This window comes from Bacillus sp. C28GYM-DRY-1, from assembly GCF_030519405.1.
Lineage (GTDB): Bacteria > Bacillota > Bacilli > Bacillales > Bacillaceae > Bacillus > Bacillus spizizenii_A.
On record NZ_JAUMKF010000030.1, the window covers coordinates 1 to 25,892 of the forward strand.

24 protein-coding genes and 1 pseudogene are annotated in these 25,892 nt (G+C 47.1%); 6 read left to right on the plus strand and 19 right to left on the minus strand.

All coding sequences use genetic code 11. The features are described 5' to 3' along the window. A partial coding sequence (locus Q3W56_RS19130) for an IS3 family transposase (protein ID WP_302896550.1) occupies positions 1–165 on the plus strand: 165 nt, incomplete at its 5' end. A 58-nt stretch (positions 166–223) separates the two neighbouring features. Here Q3W56_RS19130 and lnrN read toward each other — a convergent pair. The 12 genes from lnrN to glvA all read right to left on the minus strand — a co-directional run bounded on the left by lnrN (position 224) and on the right by glvA (position 14,504). Beyond that, positions 224–1,381 (minus strand): linearmycin resistance permease LnrN, encoded by a 1,158-nt coding sequence (lnrN, locus tag Q3W56_RS19135; protein WP_302896524.1) that lies wholly within the window; start codon positions 1,379–1,381, stop codon positions 224–226. 14 nt (positions 1,382–1,395) lie between these two features. Continuing rightward, on the minus strand, positions 1,396–2,586 hold the full coding sequence (lnrM, locus tag Q3W56_RS19140; RefSeq protein ID WP_302896525.1) for a linearmycin resistance permease LnrM: 1,191 nt from the start codon (positions 2,584–2,586) through the stop codon (positions 1,396–1,398). Positions 2,587–2,598: 12 nt separating this feature from the next. Continuing rightward, positions 2,599–3,534, minus strand: a complete 936-nt coding sequence (gene lnrL, locus Q3W56_RS19145; RefSeq protein WP_302896526.1) for a linearmycin resistance ATP-binding protein LnrL — start codon at positions 3,532–3,534, stop codon at positions 2,599–2,601. Between the two features lie 143 nt (positions 3,535–3,677). Then, the gene (gene lnrK, locus Q3W56_RS19150; RefSeq protein ID WP_302896527.1) at positions 3,678–4,340 is read right to left on the minus strand and encodes a two-component system response regulator LnrK; all 663 of its coding nucleotides are present in this window, start codon (positions 4,338–4,340) and stop codon (positions 3,678–3,680) included. Then, the gene (locus Q3W56_RS19155) at positions 4,337–5,539 is read right to left on the minus strand and encodes a sensor histidine kinase (RefSeq protein WP_302896528.1); all 1,203 of its coding nucleotides are present in this window, start codon (positions 5,537–5,539) and stop codon (positions 4,337–4,339) included. The genes lnrK and Q3W56_RS19155 overlap by 4 nt, the downstream gene beginning before the upstream one ends. Before the next feature lie 117 nt (positions 5,540–5,656). Next, positions 5,657–6,514 (minus strand): catechol 2,3-dioxygenase, encoded by an 858-nt coding sequence (gene catE, locus Q3W56_RS19160; protein ID WP_302896529.1) that lies wholly within the window; start codon positions 6,512–6,514, stop codon positions 5,657–5,659. A gap of 17 nt (positions 6,515–6,531) precedes the next feature. Further along, the gene (locus Q3W56_RS19165) at positions 6,532–6,936 is read right to left on the minus strand and encodes a DoxX family oxidoreductase CatD (protein WP_302896530.1); all 405 of its coding nucleotides are present in this window, start codon (positions 6,934–6,936) and stop codon (positions 6,532–6,534) included. 152 nt (positions 6,937–7,088) lie between these two features. Then, positions 7,089–8,903 (minus strand): ABC transporter ATP-binding protein, encoded by a 1,815-nt coding sequence (locus tag Q3W56_RS19170; protein ID WP_302896531.1) that lies wholly within the window; start codon positions 8,901–8,903, stop codon positions 7,089–7,091. Beyond that, a complete protein-coding gene (locus Q3W56_RS19175; RefSeq protein WP_302896532.1) occupies positions 8,897–10,618 on the minus strand; it encodes an ABC transporter ATP-binding protein in 1,722 nt (573 codons plus the stop codon). Before Q3W56_RS19175 ends, Q3W56_RS19170 begins: the two co-directional genes overlap by 7 nt. Before the next feature lie 105 nt (positions 10,619–10,723). Then, positions 10,724–12,310, minus strand: coding sequence for a PTS maltose transporter subunit IIBC (gene malP, locus Q3W56_RS19180; RefSeq protein ID WP_302896533.1), 1,587 nt, complete (start codon positions 12,308–12,310; stop codon positions 10,724–10,726). Positions 12,311–12,324: 14 nt separating this feature from the next. After that, the gene (gene glvR, locus Q3W56_RS19185; protein ID WP_302896534.1) at positions 12,325–13,089 is read right to left on the minus strand and encodes a MurR/RpiR family transcriptional regulator GlvR; all 765 of its coding nucleotides are present in this window, start codon (positions 13,087–13,089) and stop codon (positions 12,325–12,327) included. 65 nt (positions 13,090–13,154) lie between these two features. Continuing rightward, complete coding sequence (glvA, locus tag Q3W56_RS19190; protein ID WP_268399961.1) at positions 13,155–14,504, minus strand: maltose-6'-phosphate glucosidase; 1,350 nt, start codon at positions 14,502–14,504, stop codon at positions 13,155–13,157. 334 nt (positions 14,505–14,838) lie between these two features. On the opposite strand from glvA, the gene Q3W56_RS19195 reads away from it, so the two are divergent. The 5 genes from Q3W56_RS19195 to Q3W56_RS19215 are packed head-to-tail and all read left to right on the plus strand — an operon-like array spanning position 14,839 to position 18,121. After that, entirely contained in the window at positions 14,839–15,153 is a 315-nt protein-coding gene (locus Q3W56_RS19195; protein WP_302896535.1) for a WXG100 family type VII secretion target, read from the plus strand. Between the two features lie 5 nt (positions 15,154–15,158). Next, complete coding sequence (locus Q3W56_RS19200) at positions 15,159–16,382, plus strand: tape measure protein (protein ID WP_302896536.1); 1,224 nt, start codon at positions 15,159–15,161, stop codon at positions 16,380–16,382. Between the two features lie 11 nt (positions 16,383–16,393). Beyond that, positions 16,394–17,161, plus strand: coding sequence for a hypothetical protein (locus Q3W56_RS19205; protein WP_302896537.1), 768 nt, complete (start codon positions 16,394–16,396; stop codon positions 17,159–17,161). A gap of 23 nt (positions 17,162–17,184) precedes the next feature. After that, a complete protein-coding gene (locus Q3W56_RS19210; protein ID WP_302896538.1) occupies positions 17,185–17,742 on the plus strand; it encodes a YfjD family protein in 558 nt (185 codons plus the stop codon). Positions 17,743–17,791: 49 nt separating this feature from the next. Further along, on the plus strand, positions 17,792–18,121 hold the full coding sequence (locus Q3W56_RS19215) for a YnfA family protein (protein ID WP_302896539.1): 330 nt from the start codon (positions 17,792–17,794) through the stop codon (positions 18,119–18,121). 35 nt (positions 18,122–18,156) lie between these two features. Here the strand turns inward: Q3W56_RS19215 and Q3W56_RS19220 are convergent, their stop codons facing one another. The 7 genes and pseudogenes from Q3W56_RS19220 to Q3W56_RS19250 form a co-directional block, all read right to left on the minus strand. After that, positions 18,157–18,336, minus strand: coding sequence for a small acid-soluble spore protein H (locus Q3W56_RS19220; protein ID WP_003239795.1), 180 nt, complete (start codon positions 18,334–18,336; stop codon positions 18,157–18,159). A 52-nt stretch (positions 18,337–18,388) separates the two neighbouring features. Then, the gene (gene acoR / locus Q3W56_RS19225) at positions 18,389–20,206 is read right to left on the minus strand and encodes an acetoin dehydrogenase operon transcriptional activator AcoR (protein ID WP_302896540.1); all 1,818 of its coding nucleotides are present in this window, start codon (positions 20,204–20,206) and stop codon (positions 18,389–18,391) included. Between the two features lie 116 nt (positions 20,207–20,322). After that, entirely contained in the window at positions 20,323–21,699 is a 1,377-nt protein-coding gene (gene acoL / locus Q3W56_RS19230; protein WP_302896541.1) for an acetoin dehydrogenase complex dihydrolipoyl dehydrogenase, read from the minus strand. 19 nt (positions 21,700–21,718) lie between these two features. Continuing rightward, positions 21,719–22,915: a dihydrolipoamide acetyltransferase family protein gene (locus tag Q3W56_RS19235; RefSeq protein WP_302896542.1), complete on the minus strand. Its 1,197-nt coding sequence runs from the start codon at positions 22,913–22,915 to the stop codon at positions 21,719–21,721. A 13-nt stretch (positions 22,916–22,928) separates the two neighbouring features. Beyond that, positions 22,929–23,957, minus strand: coding sequence for an acetoin:2,6-dichlorophenolindophenol oxidoreductase subunit beta (gene acoB / locus Q3W56_RS19240; RefSeq protein WP_268399977.1), 1,029 nt, complete (start codon positions 23,955–23,957; stop codon positions 22,929–22,931). 1 nt (position 23,958) lies between these two features. Continuing rightward, the gene (gene acoA, locus Q3W56_RS19245; protein ID WP_302896543.1) at positions 23,959–24,960 is read right to left on the minus strand and encodes an acetoin:2,6-dichlorophenolindophenol oxidoreductase subunit alpha; all 1,002 of its coding nucleotides are present in this window, start codon (positions 24,958–24,960) and stop codon (positions 23,959–23,961) included. A gap of 223 nt (positions 24,961–25,183) precedes the next feature. Next, positions 25,184–25,878, minus strand: a pseudogene (locus Q3W56_RS19250) (YfjL-like protein). Positions 25,879–25,892: the final 14 nt, after the last annotated feature.

Below are 25,892 nucleotides of genomic sequence, written 5' to 3' on the forward strand. Positions count from 1 at the left end.
TCCTCACTAAAGTCTGAAACGTTCTATCTTAACAGCATTGATCGAACTACGACCGCCATCGCAGAACGCACTGTCACAGAATACATTCATTATTATAACAATATTCGTATTCAAACGAAACTAAACAACCAATCACCGATAAACTATCGGCAATTGGCTGTTTAAAAGGTGTTTTGATCCCTGTCTCAAAAACGGTGGTCAGTCCCTAAACGGCAGATGGTTTTTACGCGCGGAGCGCTTTCAGCCCCACTGTAAAGGTAATGGCTGCAAAAGCAAGCAAGATGCCGCAGATCCCGAGAATATCTGTGATGTGCGCGTCGTTAGCCATAATCTCAGTCAGCCCGCTCATCGCCCACTTTTGCGGAAGAAATTCAGCGATGGTCTGCATAAATGTCGGTTCAATGTCTATCGGCCAATACATTCCGCTTACCATACACGTTGCGATGACGAACAAGTTTCCAAACGCAAGCTGCTGTTCTGGCGTTCTAACATTGGCCGCTATCACCAATCCAATGCCGACAACGGTCAGCAGAAAAAACGATACTAACACAATAACTGCAACAGGGTTGCCCCAGTTGATGCCAAACAGCCAATGGGTTGCGAGTAGTAATATGGCAAATTGAATCCAGCCAATGACAAAGAAGGACAGCACATACCCTGCACCGATTTCCGCTCGGCTGACAGAGGCTGTAAGCAACCTGGACCAGACGCCGCTTTTTCTTGCTTCTAAAATTGTTCCCGCAGCCCCCACCATTGTCAGCATGACAAACAGGATGGAAAAGCCTGCTGCTCTGGAGGCTGTGTCACCTCCTCCTGTGCCTTCTTTTTTATCGCTGAGCGTTTTTTGTTTTACGGCTGGAGCTGCATCTTTATGATCCTTGGCGATCACTGTTTTATAAGCCGCCTTCCAGTTCTCTCCCGCTGCCTGAGCCGCCGTTTTCGCCGCGGATACCTGAATATTGAGCTTTGCCAATGTGGTTTCCGCATACTGTTTAGCCATAGGCGCTTCCGACAGCTCCGGGCCGTGGCGGAAGATCAGCTCAGGATGTTTTCCTTTTTCGAGCTGTGTCTGGAACGAGCGGGAAATGACGATAATCCCGGCTATTTTCTTTTGCTTCAGCTTTTCTGACGCTTTGCTCTCAGACATGTTTTCGAATGTGTACATCCCATCGTGTGCCTTCAGCTGCTGAATATAATGCTGTGAGAGGATCGTGTCGTCCTGATCAACGATTGCAAGGCGCAGCTTGTCATCATGACTAACGAGCATACTCCCAAATACAAAGGTCAGCAAAAGCGGGGCAGCAAACATCATCAAATAATTCTGCCGCTTCTTGAAAATGAGAGAAAGCTCAATGCCGCAAATGGCTATGATTTTTTTCACCTTGGTGTACCTCCTTATCTTGTATGAAGCCGTCTGATACCAAGCACGAGTGAACAAAGGCCGATCGCCGCAAAAAGAAGGACAGGCATTTGAAGGTCAGCCCAGCCTCCCCCTTCCATTAAAGAAAGAAAGCCGTCAAGCGCCCATCGATTTGGCACCGCTTTGGATACAGACTGCAAGACGTCCGGAAATTGGTACAGCGGCAGCATGGACCCGCCGAGAACCGCAAGCAATTGAATGCCGAAGCCGCCTATGGCATCAGCCGATTTCATATCGCTGATGCACGACGCAAGCAGCATTGAAATGCCTGATACAGCTGCAGCGTAAGCAAGCCCGAGTACACTCACAAACAGCAGATTGCCACCCCAGTCCACACCAAATACATTGATCGTGACAATCAGAAATATGAAAAATTGTATGATGGCAAATAGATACGTCCCGAGCCACTTTCCGAGGAGAATGGCGTATTTTTGCGCAGGCGTCATCAGCATTCTGGCAAGCGTTTCTGTCTCCTTTTCCTGTAAAAATGATTTCGCCCCGACTGTCATATGAAACAGCATGAACATGCAAAGCATTGCCGCCGAATAGTATTGAAAACTGCTAACTGCCTTGTTGCCGACTGATGTCTCCGTCACAGTGAGCTTGTTACCCGTTTCTTTTTCGAGCGTCTTGACCAGCTTTTCTGCAAAATGTGAAGGATCAAGCTTTCCTTGCTTGACAGCTTCCGTTTTGCTGAGGTAGTCCATTGAGGCTGACGCGGCTTCTTTTACCGCTTTATATTGGTCTATGAAAGATGCGGCGGCTGTTTTGATAATGGCGCTTTTTAAGGTTTGATCAGGGGCAGCATAGACAAAAGCTGACGTTTTGCCGCTTTCCCATTGGCTCGGAATGACGATGCCGACATCGATTTTCTTTTCATCAAGCTGTTTCTTCATTTCATCTTCACTGCCGGCTTGGGTGACCTTTATCGACTTTATTTTTTTGAGTACATCTGTTTTGAACATGTTCGCTGCTTCTGACTGATCAGCTTGGACATAGCCGACTTTGATGTCATCAATCTGGCTGCCTCCGTCAACAACCGATCCAAGCGCCGCCCCTAAAATACACGTTAGGATCAGCGGCATTAAGATAAGCATCATAAATCCTTTTCTGTCCTTGATTCTGATTTTGACATCTTTCCATGCGATCCATATGCTTTTTTTCATAGAAGTCCCTCCTCAATCACGCAAAGTGCGTCCGGTCAGATTCAGAAATAGGCGCTCCAAATTTGGTTCCTGCACCTGAAGAGACAGCAGTTTTATATGGTGGGCAGCGGCTTCAGCAAGCAGACTGGTAACCACTTTTTCATGATGAGCTGCAGAAATGTCAATTTTGAGCTCTGATTCATGTACTGTCACATCATTCACATGAGCCAGGGAACGGATTGCAAAAAGAAACGCTTCATCGATCCCGCTAACCGTGAGCTGTATGATGGTATCGCCTCCAAGGCGGCTGCACAAATCGCTTTTCGTGCCGATTGCAATCATTTCTCCTTGATCAATAATGCCGATCCGGTCGCATAAATACTCGACCTCTTCCATGTAATGACTTGTATAGATCACTGTCATGCCTGTTTCATTAAGCTGTTTCACCGTTTCTAAAATATGATTTCTCGATTGAGGGTCGATGCCAACAGTCGGTTCATCCATGATCAGCAGCTCTGGCTTATGCATTAAGGCGGCCCCGATGTTGATTCTCCGTTTCATTCCGCCTGAGAACGTTTCAATTTTATCTTTGGCCCGCTCAGTCAGGCCGACATATTCAAGGATCTCAGCCGATCTTTTTTTGGCCTCGCCGTGTGTAAGGCCGTACATTTTCCCCCAAAACATAAGATTCTCAATGGCTGTCAGCGTTGGATATAAAGCAATTTCCTGCGGGACAACGCCGATTTTTTGTTTCGCTTTGGCCGTTTCTTTTCCGATGACATAGCCGCCGACTGTGATGTGTCCGCTGTCAAGCGGCACCAGGCCGGAAATCATCGAGATGGTTGTGGACTTTCCTGCACCGTTTGGCCCGAGCAGCCCGAACGACTCACCCTTTTGAAGGGAAAAAGAAATGCCTTTCACGATTGTTTTTTTTCCATATGCCTTTTTGATGTTTTCTGCTTGCAGCATGTCGTTTCACTCCTTTTTTAATCCCATCACTATTGTAGATAAAAGAAGGATGTGCGGCATGTAGCGCCAGGTAGATTGTAAGGCATGAAAAAAAGGCCTGGAAAAGGCCTTTTCATAGAAACGCATATACAAAACGTCATGTGTCAAAAGATAGATACACCATATCTGACGGAATAGATGGCGGCTTGGGTCCTGTCTCTGACAGACAGCTTGCTGATAATGTTTGAAACGTGATTTTTCACTGTACCTTCTGTAATGAACAGCTTTTCGGCAATTTCTTTGTTATTCAGCCCATACCCCAGCTCAGCCAGAACTTCCATTTCGCGCTCAGTCAGGTCGAAGAGCTCCTTAGGTTTTTCTATCTCGTTTATTCCTTTCAGCTGTTTTTCACGCTTCCATTCATTCAGCATTTGGGCAGTCAGTTCCGGAGGGAGCACCATTCCGCCCGAATGAACAGTCATTACCGCTTTTACAATCGTATCTGCCGACATATCCTTCAGCAGATACCCGCTCGCACCTCCTTCAAGCGCTTCTGCAATCAGCTCTGAATCCTTGAAGGTTGTCAGCATCAAAACCTTTACGCCGGGCAGCGAGCTTGTAATCAATTTTGTTCCTTCTACTCCGTTGGACACCGGCATTCGAATATCCATTAACACAATATCCGGTTCAAGTTCCTTCGCCTTTTCGTAGGCTTCCTGTCCGTTTCGCGCCGTGGCGATGACATCGAGCTCTTCTCGGAGTTGGAGCAGGGATGCCAGCCCTTCTCTGACAATATCTTGATCGTCGGTAATGATGATCCTAATCATGATAAACTCTCCTTTTGCTGCGCGGGCCCGAAGCTCCATTTTTTATTAGCCAGTGAAAATTCTGCAATTACTGTAAATCCTTGATCCGGTTCACTCTCAAAGCGAATCGTTCCGCCATGCTCCGCTGCCCGCTTTTTCATGTTCAAAAGGCCAAAGCCGAGTGCTGTCTCGGGATTTCCTTTTCCGTCATCCTTCATGACAAGGCGGATACTGTCCGTTGTGCAGGCAAGCTGGATCGAACAGGCTGTGGCGCCGCCGTGCCGTTTGGCATTGGTCAGCGCTTCCTGCACCGTTCTGACTAAAGTCGGATGAAGAGACAGCGGAATCACCGCCGGATCGCCGCTGACCGCAAATTCGGTTGTGACTCCCGCATTCTTGTAAAAGTCTTCTGTCAGCTGTTTCAGTGAATCGATTAACGAATGATCCTTTTCCGTTTGCAGGGTGCGTACTGATAAGCGGACAGCATCAAGCGCTTCACGGGCAAGCGTTTCACATATCCCGACCGTCTCCTCCGCTTTTTGTCCGTCTCTTTTTTGCCATTCACGAAGAAGCTGCAGCTGAACGAGAAGAGCCGTCATTTTATGCCCCACTGTATCATGGATGTCCCTTGCCATTCTGTTCCGCTCGTGAATGGCAGTCAGCTCTTCAACCTGTTTCGCATATAAATGAAGCTCCTGATGTGCAGCAGACAGCGCCTTGTGAGACTCTGTCAGTTCCTGAAACTGCTGTTTTGCCGTTTCCTCCGCATCCAACAGCTTGCGGATTAATTTTCCAACGACTCCGCAAAAGACGACAAATGTCATGCTGATACAATGATCCATCACATATTCATCGCCGAACATACGATATGTGCGAATGAGCACAATCAGCCACATCATCAAACAAAAACACAAGACAAACCACACTGTTCTTCGGTTAAATCCCTTCAGAAAAAAGGTAACCGCAACCGGGCTGAGCAATGTGATATATAAACCTGTACCCGGAAACATGAAACCGAACGAAAAGCCAACTGCAATATCAATCAGGCAAAACAAGATGCCATATTTCTCTACTCTTAATAAAAGATGATTTGCTAAGAACACACCCGCAGCGCCAACGATGAATAAATACTCAAACCAACGGTCATCTTTTACAAGAAAAAAGTAAACTGAACAGCTTACCATTAAGGTGAAAATCCTGGTAAATATAAGAGCCTTCACGCTCATCACTCCCGTTACCCAATTCCCTTTTTATCATACCTGCCTCAGGGCATTTTTGACAGGAGTTTCTGGAAATTAAAAAATCCCTCTGCCGTTTTTTTTGCAAAGGGAGTACAGTCAAATCACAAATAGAATATGGGCCCCGGAAACAGGATCTTTCACACGGAAGCTATTTTCCGTTTCTTCAATCGAATATCCGGCATGTTTGACTCGGTCTGCCACTCGAACCAGTTCCTCTTGATGAGGCAGGGCAACCGTGTAATAGTCTAGTCCGCTGGCATTTGTCGGTTTTGGCGGCGCGTATCTTCCAGCCCAAATGTTTAAGCCGATATGATGGTGGTATCCCCCGGCTGAAACGAAGAGAGCGGACATGCCCGCATAGTTTCCGACAATGTCAAAGCCCAGCACATCTATATAAAACGCTTTTGCTTCGTTCAAATCACTGACATGCAGATGAATGTGCCCGATCATTGTATCGTTCGGAAGTGCTGTTTTCCGCTCATCTCCGGCTTCTTCCATAAGGCCCTCGATGTCCACCGCAGTTGTCGTCATGACGTAGTTTCCTTCACGATCACGCTGCCACGTGCTGCGGGGGCGGTCAGCGTACATTTCAATGCCGTTTCCATCAGGATCAGACAGATAGAGCGCTTCACTCACAGCATGATCCCCATGTCCGATGGCAATGCCGTGTTCAATCAGACGGGCCAGCGCGATACCAAGTTCCTTTCTGTTCGGAAGAAGAATCGCAAAGTGATATAAACCCGACACAGACCGTTCAGGCAAGACAACGGCGCTTGGATTCTCTTCAAGAATAAGAAGTACACGTTTCCCGTCAGCGGTTAATTCAGCTTGGCGATCCGTCTTTTGTACGACTTGTAAGCCGATGACGTTACAGTAGAACTGAAGGGAACGCTCCAGACTGCGGATTGTGAGTTTAACATAGCCAATTCTTGTATCCTCATGAATGCTGGTCATGCTGTATGCCTCTTTTCTTATGCTGATACGTTTTCGCTCTTTTTTGCTTTAAACACAAGTGGGTCCAGCGCCAAGAAACGGCTTCCGGAAAGTGCCAGGTGGATTGATGTTAAAAGCAAAAGGTAATCAAATTCTGCATTGCCCATGAAAGGTGCTTTCAGCTTGACTGTCATGATGGCCCCGATCAGCGTGAGAGCAAACAGAACACTGACAATACGTGTAGCCAATCCGAAGAAGACAAGCACTCCGCCTACCAATTCAATCATTGCGATGACATATGCCATAAAACTTGGAAGGCCTAGGCTGCCAAAAAATTGGATGGTTCCCTCCATTCCCTGAAACTTTGATAAACCATGAACAAAAAAGATAATACCTGTCATAACTCTTAAAAGTAATGTGCCAATTTCAAATGATTTATTCATTTTATCCTCCTTGAAAATATTATTACTTACTTAATGTAAGTTAGTATATATACATAACTTGTTTACGTCAAGTAATTTTGTTACATTTTACGAAAATGAAATAAAATTACTATAAAACTGTAACAAAAAAGACCTTTGTGCGGGACAAAGGTCTATTTCTCAAATTGGCTTTCATATAAGTCACTGTAAAATCCTTTTTGCCGGATCAGCTCGTCATGGCTGCCTTTTTCAATCATTTCGCCGTCTTTTAGCACCACAATTTGGTCCGCTCTTTGAATGGTGTTCAGCCTGTGGGCAATGATGACGCTTGTTCTTCCCTCCATTAAACGGGCAAGCGCTTCTTGAATGTTAACTTCTGTGACGGTATCGATGTTGCTTGTCGCTTCATCCAAGATGAGAAGAACCGGATCAGCAAGCACAGCCCGCGCTATGGAAATCAATTGTTTCTGCCCTTGGCTGATACCTGATCCGTTTTGCGTGAGCACTGTGTCGTACCCTTTTGGCAGCCTTTCAATAAAGCTGTGGGCATTCGCTGTTTTTGCCGCGGCTTCGACTTCCTGATCAGAAGCATCAAGCCTGCCGTAGCGAATATTTTCTCTGATTGTTCCCTGAAATAAGAAAGAATCTTGAAGGACAAACCCCATGTTTTTTCTCAGGCTGGCTCTGGTAAGGGTTTTAATATCTGTACCGTCGATTAAAATCGTTCCCTCATCAGGCTCATAAAAACGGGCAAGCAGGTTAGTGACAGTTGTTTTCCCCGCTCCCGTCGGTCCGACAAACGCGATAGACTGCCCGGCAGGCACGGTAAACTGTAAATGTTTTAATGTTGGCTGACCCTCGTCGTAACCGAAGGACACATCCCGGAATTCAATACTGCCTGTTTGGATCGGCTGATGTACGGCGTTCTTTTCATCCTCGCGCTCCTCTTTTTCATCAAGCACGTTAAACACCCGTTCAGCACCGGCAATCGCAGACAGCATCGTATTAAACTGGTTGGCCAGATCGTTTAAAGGGCGTGTGAATTGTCTTGAATACTCGGCGAAGACAACGATGGAGCCGATGGAGATCCAGCCTTTCAGCGCGAAAAAACCGCCGATTGCGGCAATCATCGTAAAGCTTAAGTTATTCAAAGCGTTCATAACTTTCGGGATAAAGCCAGAAATCGTCTGTGCCCAAAAGCCCGAGGTCTTGAGCGCAGCGTTTTTTTCAAGAAATTCGGCAGTAATCTGCTTCTCTCGCGAATATGCTTTGATGACCTTTGCCCCGGAAACTGATTCCTCAATATATCCATTCAGTTCACCAAGGTTTTTCTGCTGTTCTTTAAACAGCTTTCCCGTCCGGTTGGTGATCCATTTCAGGCTCGCTGCCATCACCGGAATAATGGTCAGCGTAATCAATGTAAGGAGAGGGCTCATGAACAGCATGACCGCAATCGTCCCGACAAAGGTGATGACACTTGACAAAATTTGAATAACTGACGTGTTTAAGGTAGAACTTACATTTTCGATGTCATTCGTCACCCGGCTCATCAGCTCACCGTGCCGCTGTTTATCAAAAAACGGAATCGGCAGCTCGTGCAAATGGGTGAACAACTCGCTTCTCATTCTGAAAACAGTGCCTTGAGAGATCGTAATCATCCAATAGTTTTGAAACCAGAGCGACAGGGACTGAATGATATAGATAGCGAGCAGAAGAAGCAAAACGGGAATCAGGCCGCTGACCGTTTTCCCAACAATAAAATGGTCGATGGCCTTTCCGATCACAAATGGGCCAAGAAGCCCGAATATCGCGCTGATGACAACCATCATCATGACAAGGATAAGAAGTCCTTTTCGTTCAGCCAAGTACGACCAGATTCGCTTCAGTGTGCCTTTTGCATCCTTTGCTTTCGCCCGCTTTTTCGCGCCTTTCTTTTTGTCGATTGGCAGTTTGGGATATTGGAAAGGCTTGCGGATGTCCTTTAACATGACTCGCTCCCCTCCCTTCCGAATTGCGATTCGTAAATGCGCTTGTATAAGTGAGATTCAGAAAGCAGTTCACTGTGCGTGCCTTTTTCAATCAGTTTGCCATCCTCAAGCAGCAAAATCTCATCAGCTTTCATTGCCGTCGTAACTTTTTGCGTAATAATCAAAGTTGTGCACTCATATGTGCTGATCGCATCAAGCAGCTTCGCCTCCGTTTGCAGGTCGAGTGCGCTTGTGCTGTCATCCAAAAGAAGGATCGCCGGCTTTCGGATCAGTGCCCGCGCTATGGAGATCCGCTGCTTCTGGCCGCCGGACAGGTTGACGCCTCTTTGTCCCAACACGGTATCATACCCATTTGGGAGCTTCATAATCGTTTCATGAATTTGCGCATGTTTGGCTGCTTCCATTATTTCATCAAGTGAAGCATTTTCTTTGCCCCAAGCGATATTATCTTTAATTGTGCCAGAAAACAGGAGCACTTCCTGCGGTACATATCCAATTTGCTTGCGAAGCCCCTCTGCCGGAACATCATGAATCGGCTTTTCATCTATGTAAATGCTTCCTGAATCTGGCTGATAAAGCCGCGGAATGAGCTGAAAGAGAGTGGACTTGCCCGATCCTGTCGCACCGAGAATCGCGATCGTTTCCCTCGGCTTTGCGGAAAATGAAACATTTCGCAGCGCTTCTCTGTCCATGTCAGGATAACGAAAGGATACATGCTGAAACGCAATCCGTCCCGACAAACGTTCAGATATGACGCCTTCCTCCCGCTCATCGCCTTCCGTTTCAAGCACTTCGCCGATCCTATCCCCTGAAGCCTTTGCCCGGGTGAAAATCATAATCAAAAACGGAAACATCGAAAGCGCGCCCGTAATTCGTGTTGCGTAGTTAATAATCGCAACAACATCACCGACTTGAGTGCTTCCGTTCGTGATACTGTAGGCCCCTGACCACAAAATCAAAAGGATGCAGAGGTTCATCAGCAGCATCAGCACAGGCATCGTGAATTCTACCAGCTGAAAGGCTGAAACTGTTTTGTCCATCAGTCTCGTATTGGCTTTAATAAATCTTTTGACCTCGTGGCTGCCGCGAAGCAGCGCTTTAATCACCTTGATTGCGGTTAAGTTTTCCTGCATGACGGTGTTCACCTGATCCAGCCGTTTCTGCACTGAGCGGAACAGCGCCCCGCCTTTCTTTAATACCCAAAGTAAAAACAAGATGAGGATCGGAATGGTCACAAGCAGAAAAAAGCCGAGCTTCACGTTAACGGCAAGCGACAGCACAATGCCGCCTACAATCATTAACGGAGCCCGCAGCATGAACCGCAAACTCATAAAAATCATGTTTTGAACCTGAGTGACATCGTTTGTCAGCCTTGTGATATACGAAGAGGATGAAAACTGTCCAAATGTAGAATAGGAGAAGGACTGGATTTTTTGAAAAAGCCCTTTTCTCGTATCGTAGGAAAAGCTTTGGCTGACATGGGCGGCATAAAAGGAATTCAGCATTCCCGCCGCAAACGATAACACGGTCAGTCCGACCATGACCGCGCCCCATGTCCACACATGCCGCAGGTCTTGTTTTAAAATCCCATCGTCAATGATTTTTGCGATTAATAAAGGCTGAATCAGCTCAACCGCAAGCTCCGTCAACATGAGAATCAGCGCAATTCCCACCAGCAATGAGTATGGTTTTAAAAACGATAAAGCCTTTTGCATGTAAAAGCCTCCAAACCCCTTTTTACTCGATTATCTCTTTTTTTACTTTACTATGACGGTCTTTTTGACGGCAAACGAAAACCCTCCCGAAAAGGAGGGCTGGCATTATTGATTTAATATTTTCTCCACACGCTCCCGCATCTGCGGCACGCTCAATCCGATAATCACCTGAAACGCTTTTCCGTTCCTGACGACGCCGTGGGCGCCAAGAGCACGGAATACGCTGTCGGGTTCAACCTTTGTTTCATCCTTGACACTGACTCTGAGGCGGGTGGCGCAGTTTGTCACTTCTGTGATGTTGTCTTTTCCGCCCAGTGCTTCAATATACAAAACGGCGGTGTCATCTGCCGTTTCAGCGGCGGCGGCCGTTTCGTCCCTCTTGTTTTTTCTGTCTCTGTATTCCTGTTTCGAATACAGCTTTGTTTCCTGCTGATCATCCTTTTCCCGTCCCGGTGTAGCGATATTGAATTTGAGGATTAAAAATCGGAAGACGAAAAAATAAATAGCTGTAAAAGAGAGCCCAATCAGAACTTGATACACATAGGTCATACCGTGGCTGCCAAAGAGCGGAATCCAGTTCAAGGTCACTGCTTCGATCAACCCGCCTCCCATATTTCCGACGACACCGGCCATATACATGACTGTCGACATTGTTGCGGCAAGCACGGCGTGAACCGCAAATAGAAAAGGAGAAATAAATAAGAAAGTGAACTCAATTGGCTCAGTAATACCCGCGACAATCGCCGTCAGCGTGACAGGAATCAGCAGCCCGGCGACCAGTTTTTTCTTTTCCTTTTTGGCTGTGACATAAAACGCCAGGGCGATCCCCGGAATGCCGAAGATTTTCGAGTTCCCATGAAGTGCGAATCCGCCTTGCGGGAAAAGCTCTTTCAGCGGCTTGGCGCTTTGCGAATATTCTCCGAGATGCTGTGCCCAATACGTGACGATCCCGCCTTCTGCTACTGCAGGCCCATAAATAAACGGCGTGTAAATAAAGTGGTGAAGGCCGGTCGGAATCAAAATCCGTTCCAAAAATGTGTAAATCCAGACGCCCACCGCCCCAGAAGCAATCAAGAAGCTTTGAAGTGAGCCGATTCCCGTCTGAACCATCGGCCAAATGTAAGAGACGGCCAAGGCGATCGGGATCATAATGAAGAAGGAAATCATCACGATATACGTTGAGCCTTGAAAGATGCCGAGAAAATCGGGCAGTTTTTTATCAAAATAGCGGTTATGCAAAAAGACGACAATTGAGGAAATAAAGATGGCTCCGATAATGTTGGTATCAAGTGTTTTGATGCCCGCGATCATCGTTAACCCGCTCGTTCCGCCCACCTCTTGGTTCATGTCGACGCCGAATGCGCCACCCCAAACCGTCAAGATCGAGCTGACAAAGTAATTGAACGTCAGATAAACCGTAAGCGCTTCCAAACAGGCGCGCGCCTGAGCTTTCTTCGCCAAAGCAACCGGGATGCCAATGGCGAATAAGAGCGGCATTTGATTAAATACAGTCCAGCCGCCCTGCTCAATGATATACCAGCACTGATACCAAAACCCGTCAGGATCGGCAAGCGGGCCCATGAGGGTTTTATTTTTAAAAAGCGTACTGATACCGACGATAATGCCGGCGAACGCGAATAATAGAACAGGCACAAACATCGCGCTTCCAAAGCGCTGAATTTTTTGCATCATACCAGAACCCCCTGCTACTCAATGTCATTTTTTTCTGCCTCTTTGTAATCAACATATGCGCGGAACAATGCTTCGCCAACGAGAAAAAATGGTGCAAAAGCAACAATTTCCGTTTTATCGCTTAATGTCACAGGTTTGCTTGCCGCATAAAGATTATGCGGAGTCAGTTGGGCGAGGACATTGTTTTTTAAATTCGTAATGGAAATAAAGGGAATACCCTTTGCAGAAAGCATTCTTGCCTGAGGAATCAGCTCCGGTGTTTCTCCGGAAAGAGAAATGATGATAAACAGATCGTTTACTTTAAAATCATCGCGCATCAGTTTAAATTCATTTCTGTCTTCAATCAAAATAAGATACCGATGGCGCGGAATAAACATTCTTTGCAAATCGCGGGCGCATATCTTTTGCGCATTTCCTGATCCATACACGAAAATGCGGTCGGCTTCATCAATCAGCTGGCACATCTCCGTCATGTCCTTTGACCTTAAGAATTTCAGATTTGCCTCCATATCGTCAAGCAGCTTTTGAAAACTCATACTCTCGCCTTCTTCCGGCTGATCTTCCCACTTTAAAAAGACGCGAAATTCACTGTAGCCGCTGAAACCGAGCTTTTGGGCGAGCCGCAAAATCGAGGAACGCGAGACACTGCAAGCTTTGGCCAGCGCGTCAATTCCAAGATGATAGCACGTGTGCTTGTGATTCAATATATATTTTAAAATATGAAAATCGTTGTCATTTAATTTGCCGTAGTGCTGATTAATCAGTTCGTCGAGCTTCATATCAGATCCCCCCATTTTCTTTCTATTATATACAATAACAGATTCGAAAACGGGGGGTATTTCAGTTATGAAATGCGGGTTGGGCTTTGGTCAAGCTCAGGCCAGAAGTCTTTGTTGGCCTCAATTAAATCCTCAAGAATGAGCCTGGCCACACGCGCATTCGGTACTGTTTTTGAGAGGATCAGCGCCTGCCAGAGCTTTTGGAACGATTTCTCCGCCCACGCTTCAACAGTCAGTTTCTCAACAGATACCTGCTGCTCCATCAGCCCTTTTTGGAATTGCGGAATAGTGCCGACGGTGATCGGTTCAGGCCCGTTTGAGCCGACGATACACGGCACCTCGACCATCGCAGTCGGGTCAAAGTTCGCAATCGCACCGTTGTTTTCAACGATCAAGAGCATTCGTTCACCAGTGTTGTAAGCAATCGCCCGGGCCAGATCTACGATATATGAAGCATGATCATCGATTTTAATTTCGCTGTTTTTTGAAGACTGCTCGCGTGTGATCATGTCACATTGGCTGAAAATAAAGGCTTCTCGCCCTTCCATCACTTCATTTGCACGCGTATGATTCGGATTTGATTTTTTCACCATGTCATCCGGAAACAAATAATATTGCAAATACGTATTCGGCAGTGTGTCAGGATCTGCTGTCTGCACGTCACGCGCCTTGGCGAACGTGTCATTCCAGCTCGCCTCCACTGCTTCAGCCTCCGTCTTCGGAATGTACCCGTATTGAGATACATGCTCCTTCAGCTTCGGCATCAAATCGTTGCCCTCTTGATCCTGAATCGATGTCCACCAGCCGAAATGATTTAATCCGTAGTAACGGACCTTCATTTCTTTTCTTGAAGACAGGCCGAGAATTTGCGCCATCCGGTCTTCGATTCCAACCGGCATATCACAGATATTGAGAATTTTTGAATTCGGTCTGAGTCGTCTCGTTGCTTCGGCTACGATCGCCGCCGGGTTGGAATAATTGAGCATCCACGCATCTGGCGAATATTTTTCCATGTAATCTAATATTTCAAGCACACCGCCAATTGAACGCATGCCATATGCGATTCCGCCCGGCCCGCACGTCTCCTGGCCGACAACTCCGTACTTTAACGGAATTTGTTCATCCAGCGCACGCATCGCGTACTTCCCTACCCTGATGTGCGCCATGACAAAATCGACATCTGTAAAAGCTTCTTCTGGGTCAGTCGTCGCGGTAAATTCAATGTCCGGCGCTTTCTCTCTGATAAAAACGTCACAAGCGCCTGCTATGCGGTCCTGTCTTTCCTTATCATTATCATAGAGCTTCAGCTTTCTGATTGGAAACTCCTCCAAATGGTCCAAGAGCATCAGAACGATCCCTGGAGTGAAAGTGCTCCCTCCGCCCGCTATTACGATTGAGAATGATTTTTCCTTCATATGACGACCTCCTTGATAACGTTTACATTTCATTTATATCATGGAAGAGCCTGTCCCGTAACACGTTTGGCGCACTTAGGGCATTTGATCAACTTTAGTGTTTTTTCCCATAGAGCGGGAAATTTCTCATTCACTTTACATCTGGGCGATTTGATTTTTTTACCTTTTTAATAATCATAAAGTCTCACTAGCTTTGAAAATCAAGTGAATATACGTCCTTCCAATTATTATGAAAAGGTTCTTTTGTACGATTCGGATACATGCCGAATTATTTATAATCATTTATATAAAACATCCATTTGTGCGTGAAATTAGAAAAGGCAGGGGACAAAAGTTGGACTCATATAAAGTTATTGAGCTGGCAAACAAGTACAGTGCGGCCGCGGAACAGGTCAGAAGCTCCAAAATGCTGCTTGAATTCCGAATATCTGCACTGGGGGATGCTTGGCAGGGAGAAGCAAGAGATTCGTTCGACCAGGATTTCGAGGAAACGAAAGCCTCCTACGATCGATTCGAACAGGAGCTGCTTGAAACTAGCCTGGAGCTGAAGGCAGCCGCCGTCAAAATAGAAGAACGAAAAGCTGAAATTGCCAGAATGGAAGAACTGGAACGGAAAGCAAGAGAGGAAAGACATAAACGCGGGAGGTGAACGGTGTGTCAGGAAACATTGCAGTTGATCCGGATAAGCTCGAACAGCTGGCAAATGATGTAGTCACAGAATTAACTGATATGGAAAATAAATACAAGGAACTGCATGTGGAGCTGGGGCAGATGATTTTACAGTGCGATCCCCGCTACAGCAGCTGTTTTTCCGGAGTCGGCGATGCGTGGAGTTCAGGAAAAGCGCTCGTCACCAAGCTGAGTGACAATGAAATTTTTATCAGAAAAACGAGCGACAAATTTGTGGAACAAGATGATATTTTACGAAAGCTCTATCATGCTTATGACAAATACGGAACGATGACAAGCTTAACCGCCCTTATGCTGACACAGGGAAAATACTATGGATTAGGGCTTACGAAATTCGTGAAGCAGCCCAGCGGCTTGCATACCGCCCAGCACTCAAAACTTCTATTAGGTATTTCCAGAGCCGTTGACAGCTCACATTATCAAAAAGCCGCCAGCGTGCTTTTGAATCCTAAATATTTGTTTAAAAAGACAAACCGGCCATTTTCAGATTTGGTCCATAAAAAGTTTACAAAGTACTTCCCTCAGGATACAGTGGATTTTTCAAATAGCGTCAGAAGCTACACAAGAGGATTTCTTAATGAAGCCGGCGTACGTTCAACTTTGAAGGATGTCGGAAAAACGGGATTAAAATTCGCTAAAGGAAATGCCATTACCGCCACACTGATCACCGGTGCGACCGAAACGTTCGGAGCGGGCTTGAAAATTGCTGAAAATTACGCGAAATACCAAGACAAACCGGAAGTTCTCAAGCGTGAAAATGCCAAGGCCGTCGGGAATGCTGTGAATAACACTATTTTCATCGCAGGAGGAGCTACGGCAGGCGTTGTCGTCGGCGGTGCCCTTGGAAGTGTGTTAGGCCCTGTTGGTACAGTAGTCGGAGGCACAATCGGATCAGCCGTAGGAGGTTTTGTTGGGGAAAAAATCGCAAAATTCACATCAGGCTTTGCTGAAAAAGCGGCGATAAAGCTGAAAGAACCGATTCACGCTGTCGTCGATACAGCCAAGAAAGGGCTGGAATCAGCCGGCAAAGTCGTCAAATCAGTGAATGATGGCATAGATGCGGCGAATCAAACGATACATAAAGGGATAGACAGCGCGAAAAAAGGAATGGAAAAAGCAAAGAAAACAGCAGACTCGCTGATACACGGCGCAACCCATTTCCTCAAAGGGAAACTTTCATTTGGATAGGAGAATAAACAATGAAGCAGTTTACGATCAGCATAGAAGAACTCTTATTTTGTTTTTATAGCGAAGGGTTTTTTGAACAGGGAATGGCCTTGAAGCAGGCCTATTTTCCGGAAATAGAAGATGAACAGCTCGGTGCTTTGTTCGAAGCGGCATGCCGCTCGCTTTTAGCCAAAGATGCGGCGGAATACCGTAATCATCAATACCGATTAAAGGACGAGTACTGCCCGTTTATCCATGTATTAAACGACGCGGATTATACAGTGAAACTGTCCAAATTTGATGAACAAGGCCAAGAACAGAATGTGTCCTGCCACGTTTCTAAGTTCGGCACTTACTCTCATGAGCTGCTGTTTGATGAACAGGTGCACAGCATCAAAAAAATGGATTTAAGTGACGGATTACTTTCTAAAACATCCGAGTTTTTAAATATAATAGATGCTGAGGATAACATAGAATCAATTATTACTCTGACATCAACTGAATTTGAATTGCTTCTGGAAGGTGCTTCAGACACTCCCACACATCTGAAAGAGTTTCTCGTTAAGCATGAACATCAAGAGGATATTACCCGATTCGTAAATGATCTGGCTTCACGAAAAGGGAAAATGGATACGCTGATGCGCCTTGTTTATGACAAAGACAACTCGCCGGAAGTGGCTGACATGGCTTTCGTCTTGCCTGGCAGCCGTCATACTTGGCTGGTAACAGGTATCACTCAAAATGAATTTTCTATCGTACCAGCAAATAAAGATGTGGTAAAAGGAATACTTTTTTGCTAAAGAGCGATAAAGGAGAATAGCAATTGAAAAACAATGAAGTAATTAAGGTCAAGAGTAGAATGTTTTTTAGAATATGGCTGTTCCTCGCCACAGGGGGCGCTTTTATTGCAGGAGTATGGCTGGTTTCTGAAGCTCTCACATTTGAATCTAAGTATGCCCTGCTTTATTTGGGCGGAGGATTAATGGCGATTGTTTATGGATTAATCACATTTTTTATGGCTTTTCCGGCGTTCACAAGCCGGGGAAATGTCATTTTCAGCGTAAAGACTGGGCCTGATGGCGAGATCTTCTCGAGAAAGCGCAGCGTGCTGTTTTCTGAGGTAAAACGGATTTATATGGGGCGGCATCATTACAGTTTGAAAGGGATCTTTTTTGAGGATATTATCATCGAGAAAACAAACGGCAAAGTCGTTCGCATCCCTACCTGGAACATTATCGCGAATCCGTTGTTTTTTGAAGCGGTTGAACGCTATATCCTCCCCCATCTGAATGAAGAGGCGAAAAGCAACTGGATCAGCCAATTTACGGAGATTCAGCGCAACGCGTATTTAAAGGAATTTGAGAATCATCCAAAGCTTTAACAGCACTCCTCTTTTATAATGAAAGAGAAAAGCAAGTTGAGGAGTGCGCGTGATGCTGATTACCATTCTTTTATTTCTCGCGGCGGGGCTTGCCGAAATTGGCGGCGGGTATTTCGTTTGGCTGTGGCTGAGAGAAGCAAAGCCAGTCGGCTACGGGATTGCCGGTGCGCTGATCTTGATTGTCTACGGCATTCTTCCGACGTTTCAGTCCTTCCCTTCCTTCGGCCGTGTATATGCCGCTTATGGCGGGGTGTTCATCGTGCTTGCGGTCCTGTGGGGATGGCTTGTCGACCGGAAAATACCTGATCTGTATGACTGGATCGGCGCAATGATTTGCCTCATCGGCGTCTGTGTCATCTTATTTGCGCCGCGCGGATAACAAAATGGCCTGCTTACCAAGCGGGCCATTTTTGTTTAATCCTCTTTTAAGTTGGTCAGCTGTACTTCATGCTCCTGCTCAGGTTCGTCCAGCGGATAAATTCTCGCTGTTCCGTTTTCTTCATTCACGTGCTGAATATAAATAGGAACTCCATTATATGTTACTTTCTTCATGTCGGGAGATTCTACAATTTCTTTCGCCCTTTGACTATTCATGCTAACACCCTCCTTCATCCATAACGTTTCCATTTCTTGAAAGAAGTATGCTTTATGATTCAGCGGACAAGTTGAATTTTTTCAGCCTTTTGTAAAAAGTGCTCCGGGGTATCCCGCTGATTTTGGCGGCTTGAGAGACGTTTCCTTTAGCGGATTCAAGCGCTTTGATGATGACATCTCTTTGGATTTGCTCACGAAGGGGCAGCGCGCCGGCATCAGCCGGCTTTTTTTCTGCCGGACTGATCGGAAGTCCTGCGGCTTCCAGTAAAGCCGTAAGCGGCTCATCTCTCAGCCGGCCGTCCGGAAATCTGATGCAAAGACGTTCAAACACATTGAACAGCTCGCGAATATTACCCGGCCACCTCCATTGCTTCAGCACCTCCAAAAAAGCAGGGGGAAGTTCGCCAGGCCAATGATTTTTCTGTTTGTAGTACTGAAAAAGATCCGGAATATCTTCGGTGCGTTCTCGTAAAGGAGGAAGCTCAATTGGATAGACATGAAGGCGGTAAAACAAGTCCTCTCTGATTTTTCCGCTTTCAGCAAGCTCGCGCAAATCACAATGCGTGGCGGCAATGACTCTGATATCAACCGGAATTTCTTTCGTCCCTCCGACCGGCGTAATCTTCCGTTCCTGAAGCACCCGTAAAAGCGCAACCTGCATCGAGTGGGAAATTTCTCCGATCTCATCTAAAAATAAAGTGCCTTGATTCGCTTTTTGAAAGGCGCCTTTATAGCCGTTTCGTTTCGCTCCCGTAAAAGCGCCCTCCGCATAGCCAAACAGCTCGCTTTCAATTAAATCAGACGGGATCGCTCCGCAATTGACAGCAACAAACGGGCCGTGCCGCCGCTCGCTGTTCTCATGAAGCGTGCGGGCTGCGACTTCCTTCCCCGTGCCAGTTTCCCCCGACAGACAGACCGTTGCATCCACCGCAGCCGCTCGTTCTAGGCTCTTCAGCATTGCTTGCGATCGGCTGCTCTGCCCGATGACTCCATTGAATTGAAACGCCGCCTTTTTCTTTTGTTCCGACAGATAAAAACAAGTGCCGCCATCCCCCATGGTGACGGCTTTTTCGATTGAGAAGCCTCGTGCCTTCAACTCATACAGGTGCCTGCCCTGCCAATCCGGCATTGAGGTTCGAACCGCTTCACTCGCGCTGATGATATGCTGTTTGGTATTGCAGAGCACCATTGGCACACGGGATGCAGACCTATCTCCAAAACGGCTGATCAGCTCCAGCTCTTTCTCACGGCTTTTAGCTGCCATTTCCCGTTCCGCGGCATAGGCAATCGCCGTAGCAATACCGAGCATATGAGGATGCGCGCCTGCTGCTGGACACGATATGTCAATCACACCTGCAAGACTGCCATCCTCATGGTGAATCGGAGCGGCTGAACAGTTCCATTGATGGGAAGCGATAGAGTAATGTTCTGATCCTTGTATCGCAACCGGCTCGCTAATGTGAAGCGCCGTGCCAATCGCATTTGTTCCGACAGCCGTTTCCGTCCAGCATGCGCCCTCAACAAAGTTGATGCTTTTGGCTTCATAAAGTGCACGGGGATGTCCGTCCAATGCCAAAACAACGCCGTCTGAATCAATTAACAGCGCTATCATTTCCATCTCTTTTATGGCAGGCAGCAGTTTTTCAAGGTAAGGCTTTGCGGTCGTCAGGAAAAATGAATGCTTTTTTGACTGCTGATCCAGCTCAGTTTGCTGTAACACCTTTGGGCCTTTTTCTAAATAGGGATTGACCTCGGCTTTTTTGCAGCGATGCCATGACTCGGCGATCCGTTTTCTTAATCGGGCTTCGTCAAGCACACCGTCCTTCACAAAACGTTTCCAGGTTTGCAAATCGTTTGGGATCGAATTCATTTCCTTGATCGCTCCTCCCTTACACGCTGTTTTCATCTATTGTAGGGGAAAAATAAAGCGCTTTCAACAATAAAAAAGCAGACGCCCTGTATTCCGTGCGCCTGCTTTTTTCCGTGTTATGCATGCACTGCAAGCCCGATCGTGCTTAACAGCGCCTCGTGCAATGTTTCCGACAGTGTCGGATGGGCGGCGATGAAGTGCTCCGCCATATCAGCCGTCATCTCGCCATTCATAATCGCCGCCGCTTGGCCGATGAGCTCGGTCACATCCGGACCAATCATCGAGACACCGACGATTTCACCGAATTCCGGTTCAGCCACGATTTTGACCTTACCTTCTGCTTGCTGTTTAATGAGCGCCTTGCCGTTTGCGGAAAAAGGAAATTCGCCAATTTTCACATCCCCGTATATGCTTCTTGCCTGTTGTTCTGTCATTCCGATACACGCGATTTCCGGTGATGTATAGATGCAGCGCGGTACATGTTTCTCATTGATTTTGACATCCCTTCCAGAAGCGTGAGAAGCAGCGATGATGCCCTCATGGAAAGCTGCATGTGCCAGCTGAATGCCTCCGATTGCGTCCCCGCATGCATATATATGAGGAATGTTTGTCTGCATGTGGTCGTTCACCGGAATGCCTTTTGGAGAAAAACCAACTCCAGCCTGCTCCAGCTGTAATCCGTCAAGACGGGGTTTTCTGCCGATCGCGACCAGCACATAATCGGCCTTCGTTTTAAACTCCCGCTGCCCGCTTTTCCAAATGGCCGTTTTGTCCGCTTGATCCACCCGCTCTAACCGGGATGAGGTATGCACTTCAACACCGTCTTCCTCAAGCTTTTCCTGAAAGAGAAGGGCAATATCTTCATCTTCAGCCGGAATCAGCTGGCCGGCTGTTTCAATGATGGTCACCCTCGATCCCAGTCTGGCAAACAGCCCGGCGTACTCGCAGCCAATGACACCCCCGCCAACAATGACAAGTGATGACGGAATTTCAGAAAGCGAAAGCGCATCCTTGCTGTCGATGATCCATTCGCCGTCAAACGGGGCAAATGGGAGTTCGATCGGTTCTGATCCGGAAGCAACCAATACTTGGTCCGCCTCTCTGATTTCTTTTCCGTTCTCTCCTTCAATTAAGAGCTTTCTGTCAGAAAGAAAGGAAGCCGTTCCTTTCACAGCCTGTATTTGATTTTTCTTCATTAGGTACTGAACGCCTTGGACAAGCTGTCTGACTACCTGTTGTTTTCGATCCTGCATTTTGCCCCAATCAATCGAGATTGCACCGGGCGGAAGCTCAATCCCAAAGCGGTCGGCATGCTTGATTTTATCAAGAACGTTTGCGCTTTCTAACAAAGACTTCGTCGGGATGCAGCCTTCGTTCAGGCAGGTTCCCCCAAGGCGGCCTTTGTCAATCAGCAGCACGTTTCTGCCCTGCTGTGCCGCGGAGACTGCAGCCGCATAGCCTGCAGGCCCGCCGCCGATAATGGCTAGTGTCATGTCGTTTTCACCTGCTTTCCTATAAAATTAATGCTGCCGGTTCTTCTAAATATGTTTTTATCGCCTTTAGAAAGGCAGCGGCAGGGGCGCCGTCACAGACTCTGTGATCAAATGTCAGGCTGAGCGGCAGGATCGTGCTTTTGACAATTTCTTCCCCTTGATACACCGGCGTATCATAGCTTGCTCCCATGCCAAGAATGCCTGTTTCCGGCGGATTTAATATCGGCGTGAAATGCTCCACTCCGAAAGCGCCAAGATTTGTAATGGAGAAGGTTGATCCTTGCAGTTCTTCACTTCCCGCGCGTCCCTCGCGTGCTTTGTTGGCTTTTTCTGAGATGGAGTGAGCCAGTTCGATCAGCGATTGCTTTTCAGCATGGCGGATGACTGGCACCACTAAGCCATTTTCCAAGGCCACAGCCATACCAAGGTGCACATGGGGATGTGTGATGATGCGCTCATTTTGATAAACGCTGTTCAGTACAGGATGAGCTTGCAGGGCGAGAACGGCGGCTTTTGAGATAAAATGAGTCATCGTCAGCTTTGTGCCGTACCTCTCTTCGGCTGTTGGAGAGAGCTGTTTTTGAAGGGCTGCCAGCTTGGTGATATCAGCCTTCATCGTAATCGTCAGCTGCGCGCTGTTTGCCAGGCTTTCCTGCATTCTGGCCGCGATGACTTTTCTCATGCCTGTCACCGGCGTTTCTTGTGCCTTCTGCTCAGAAACCGGCTCTGTCCGATCATTTTTCTGTCCAGCAAGCGCTTTTGTAACATCTTCCTTTACGATTCGCCCGCCTGGCCCACTGCCTTTCAGCTGTTTCAAGTCTAATCCCGCTTTTTCCGCTATTTTTTTGGCGACTGGAGAGATTTTGATTCGTTCTTTTTTAGAGGCTTCGGGTTTGTTTTCTTGTTTGACGGGCTGGACGGCTTGCGGCACACTGTCTTTAGCAGCAGGCGCGCTCGCCTCTTCCTGCACCGATTCATTGGCGTCCCCGATGTAGCAGATCGCTGTGCCGGGCGGAACCTCTTCTCCTTCTTTCACTTTGATATCGATTAGCGTTCCATTTTCGGGCGCCTCGATGTCCATTTCAATTTTCTCCGATTGAATGCTGGCAATGCTTTCTCCCTTTTCAACCGGGTCGCCCACTTTCTTATTCCATATCGATACTTCCCCTTGTTTCATGGCCATTCCCAATTTTGGCATCACTACTTTTACCGCCATTTGTGTCCCCCCTTTAATTCATTGCCGGCTCGCCAAGCAATTCAAGCGTGACGCTGACTATTTGATCTGGTGTCGGCAAATATTGATCTTCAAGCACTGGTGAAAACGGCACTGGTGTATGCGGCGCTGTAATTCGTTTAATCGGCGCATCAAGCAAATCAAAGCCCTTGTCGGCAACAATCGCAGCAATATCCGTGGCAATGCTGCAGCGCGGATTGGCTTCATCAATGATGATCAGCCTATTTGTTTTTTCCAACGATGTAAAAATCGCTTCCTCATCCAGAGGAGATAGACTGCGGGGGTCAAGCACCTCGGCTTCGATGCCTTTTTCTGAAAGCTGAGCAGCCGCTTCAAGTGCGGTATTGACCTGCTTACCGACCGCAAATAGCGTAATGTCGCTCCCTTCACGTTTGATGTCCGCCTTTCCAAGCGGGATTGTATAATAATCTTCCGGCACCTCGCCTTTCATGTTGTAGGACGTTTTGTCTTCAAAAAAGAACACCGGATCATTGTCTTCTATTGCCGCCAGCAGCAGGCCTTTGGCGTCATACGGGTTGGACGGAACCACCGTCTTCAAACCCGGGATGCTCGTGAAAAGGCCATACAGCGCCTGTGAGTGCTGGGCAGCAGCCCGGAACCCCGCTCCGTATGTGGTGCGGACGGTAATCGGCACTTGCGCTTTTCCGCCGAACATATAGCGAAATTTCGCCCCTTGGTTGATCACCTGGTCAAAGCATGTGCCGATAAAATCATTAAACATCAGCTCGGCAATCGGTCTTAGTCCGGTTGATGCCGCAGCCATTGCCGCCCCCATATAGCCCGCCTCAGAAATCGGGGTGTCCAGCACTCTTGTACGCCCGAATTCCTGTACAAGCCCCTTTGTAACCCCTAATACGCCGCCCCAAGCTTCATCATCCTGCAAATGATCGACCGCCGCTCCCCCGGCGACATCCTCGCCGATCAAAAGCACATTCTCGTCTCTTCTCATCGCGAGCTTCATCGCTTCATTGATCGCGTCTGACATGCTTATGACTCTCGCCATCTCACATTCCCCCTTTTTCATATGACACGTAGACGTCTGTCAGCAGCTCTGATTCCTTTGGATATGGACTGTCTTCACTAAACGAAACAGCTTTTTCAATCGATTCGCTGACACGCTGTTCAATGTCTGACAGCTTATTAGCATCTGTTTCTTTTAACAGGTAGTTTTTAAAGCTTCGAATAGCATCCTTTTCTTCAAGGTGCTCAACTCTTTCATCCTTCGTTTTATAGGTCTGGGCATCTCCTTCGAAATGTCCGTAGTTTCTGTAGGTCATACATTCAATCAAAGACGGGCCTCCGCCGTTTCTTGCTCTTTCTATCGCTTCCTCGGCTGCCTGGTAAACTGCCAAAATATCTTTTCCGTCCACCGTGACCCCCGGCATGTTATAGGCAGCTGCCCGATCAGCGATTGAATCACAGGCTGACGCGTATTCAAATGGCGTGGCTTCGCCGTAGCCGTTGTTTTCGGCAACAAAAACGACTGGAAGGTTCCACACTGCCGCTAAGTTCAGCCCTTCATGGAAGGTGCCTTGGTTATTTGCTCCGTCTCCGAAAAAGCAAACGCTTACATTTTTAGTCTGTTTATATTTAGCGGTGAGCGCTGATCCACATGCAAGCGTAAATCCGCCCCCCACGATTCCATTTGCACCTAACATGCCTTTATTGAGATCGGCAATGTGCATAGAACCACCCTTGCCTTTACACAGTCCGGTCGCTTTCCCGAATATTTCCGCCATCATGCCATCCAGATCACAGCCTTTGGCGATACAATGGCCATGTCCCCTGTGCGTGCTTGTAATGCTGTCGCCATCATCTAAGTGAGCGCACACGCCTACAGCTACTGCTTCTTCACCAGCATACAAATGGACGAATCCGGGAAGCACTCCCTCTGCGAACAGTTCATGCACTTTGTCCTCAAAGCCCCTGATTTCCAGCATCTTTTGGTACATCCACAGCGCTTTTTCCTCAGTTAATGACAAGCCTTCTCGTTTTAACAGTTCCATTGTGTGTGCCTCCTTCTATTTAGGGTTCACGTTAATCAATGCAAGAAGTGTGCCAGCCTTTGGCGCCCGTAAAATCAGTCTTTTTTATTTTTACACTGGAGACAGTTTGAGACAGGTGTCTCATTTTGTCTCGATCTGATCCATTTGTCTCGTTTTATGGCATCAGAAAGACCGGGCATCACCCGGTCTTTGACAATGATCGACGTATTTATTTCCTCGGAAATCAACCGCCTAACTCCTCTGCATCGTTTGGCTGAATGGCTGTTCCCGGAAGAAAATCAATTGAATATCTGACATAACCGAAACCGCCGTCCGCGTCCTTCCGCATACAGTCTATCGTGCTGTTTGAATATGTAAATCTTTTTTTCATTAAGTGTTTTTCTGACCGTTTCCGCTATCTTTGAAGCACCTGTTTTCGATAACTCGGGCATCTAATTGAATCGTTATGCTCATAGGCGCTTTTTCAGCCAGCTGTTTGTTCCATTTTGTATCTAATGTGAACTGACCGTTTTCGCTGCTCAACGCAGCGGCGGCTTTTATGATTTGCGGAACCGCTTTTTTCAGATCTGCTTTAATTTCCTTCGATGCTTCTTCACTTACATGTCCTGCTACTGATTCGGTATACGCTTCTTCAATTCCATCGCACGTGACTTTCAGATGGAAAAATCCCTTTGTACACATTGGATAACGATGAGATTGGGTGTTTGCTTGGAACACATATTCAGAGGTTTTAGCGCTATATACTCCATCCGTGATCTTGATTTCTTTTTTGGGATAGGTTTGTTTCACATAAGAAATAAGCTTCTGCTCTGCGGCATTTTTCGTAAATGGATCACCGAACCATACATGATAGGTATATAAGCCGCATCCGAATACCGTAATGGCAAGCAAGCCAACCACAAGTTTTTTCCTATTCACACTCTTTCCTTGAT

Coding starts and splice junctions, on each gene's coding strand:
- lnrL (WP_302896526.1), bottom strand. CDS start 3,534: ATGCTGCAAGCAGAAAACATCAAAAAGGCATATGGAAAAAAAACAATC.
- glvR (WP_302896534.1), bottom strand. CDS start 13,089: ATGAAGCTCGACGAACTGATTAATCAGCACTACGGCAAATTAAATGAC.
- acoB (WP_268399977.1), bottom strand. CDS start 23,957: ATGGCGAGAGTCATAAGCATGTCAGACGCGATCAATGAAGCGATGAAG.
- Q3W56_RS19175 (WP_302896532.1), bottom strand. CDS start 10,618: ATGCAAAAGGCTTTATCGTTTTTAAAACCATACTCATTGCTGGTGGGA.
- Q3W56_RS19170 (WP_302896531.1), bottom strand. CDS start 8,903: ATGTTAAAGGACATCCGCAAGCCTTTCCAATATCCCAAACTGCCAATC.
- glvA (WP_268399961.1), bottom strand. CDS start 14,504: ATGAAGGAAAAATCATTCTCAATCGTAATAGCGGGCGGAGGGAGCACT.
- acoA (WP_302896543.1), bottom strand. CDS start 24,960: ATGGAACTGTTAAAACGAGAAGGCTTGTCATTAACTGAGGAAAAAGCG.
- acoL (WP_302896541.1), bottom strand. CDS start 21,699: ATGACACTAGCCATTATCGGCGGCGGGCCTGCAGGCTATGCGGCTGCA.
- lnrK (WP_302896527.1), bottom strand. CDS start 4,340: ATGATTAGGATCATCATTACCGACGATCAAGATATTGTCAGAGAAGGG.
- acoR (WP_302896540.1), bottom strand. CDS start 20,206: ATGAATTCGATCCCAAACGATTTGCAAACCTGGAAACGTTTTGTGAAG.
- Q3W56_RS19165 (WP_302896530.1), bottom strand. CDS start 6,936: ATGAATAAATCATTTGAAATTGGCACATTACTTTTAAGAGTTATGACA.
- malP (WP_302896533.1), bottom strand. CDS start 12,310: ATGATGCAAAAAATTCAGCGCTTTGGAAGCGCGATGTTTGTGCCTGTT.
- Q3W56_RS19205 (WP_302896537.1), top strand. CDS start 16,394: ATGAAGCAGTTTACGATCAGCATAGAAGAACTCTTATTTTGTTTTTAT.
- Q3W56_RS19220 (WP_003239795.1), bottom strand. CDS start 18,336: ATGAATAGTCAAAGGGCGAAAGAAATTGTAGAATCTCCCGACATGAAG.
- lnrM (WP_302896525.1), bottom strand. CDS start 2,586: ATGAAAAAAAGCATATGGATCGCATGGAAAGATGTCAAAATCAGAATC.
- Q3W56_RS19235 (WP_302896542.1), bottom strand. CDS start 22,915: ATGGCGGTAAAAGTAGTGATGCCAAAATTGGGAATGGCCATGAAACAA.
- catE (WP_302896529.1), bottom strand. CDS start 6,514: ATGACCAGCATTCATGAGGATACAAGAATTGGCTATGTTAAACTCACA.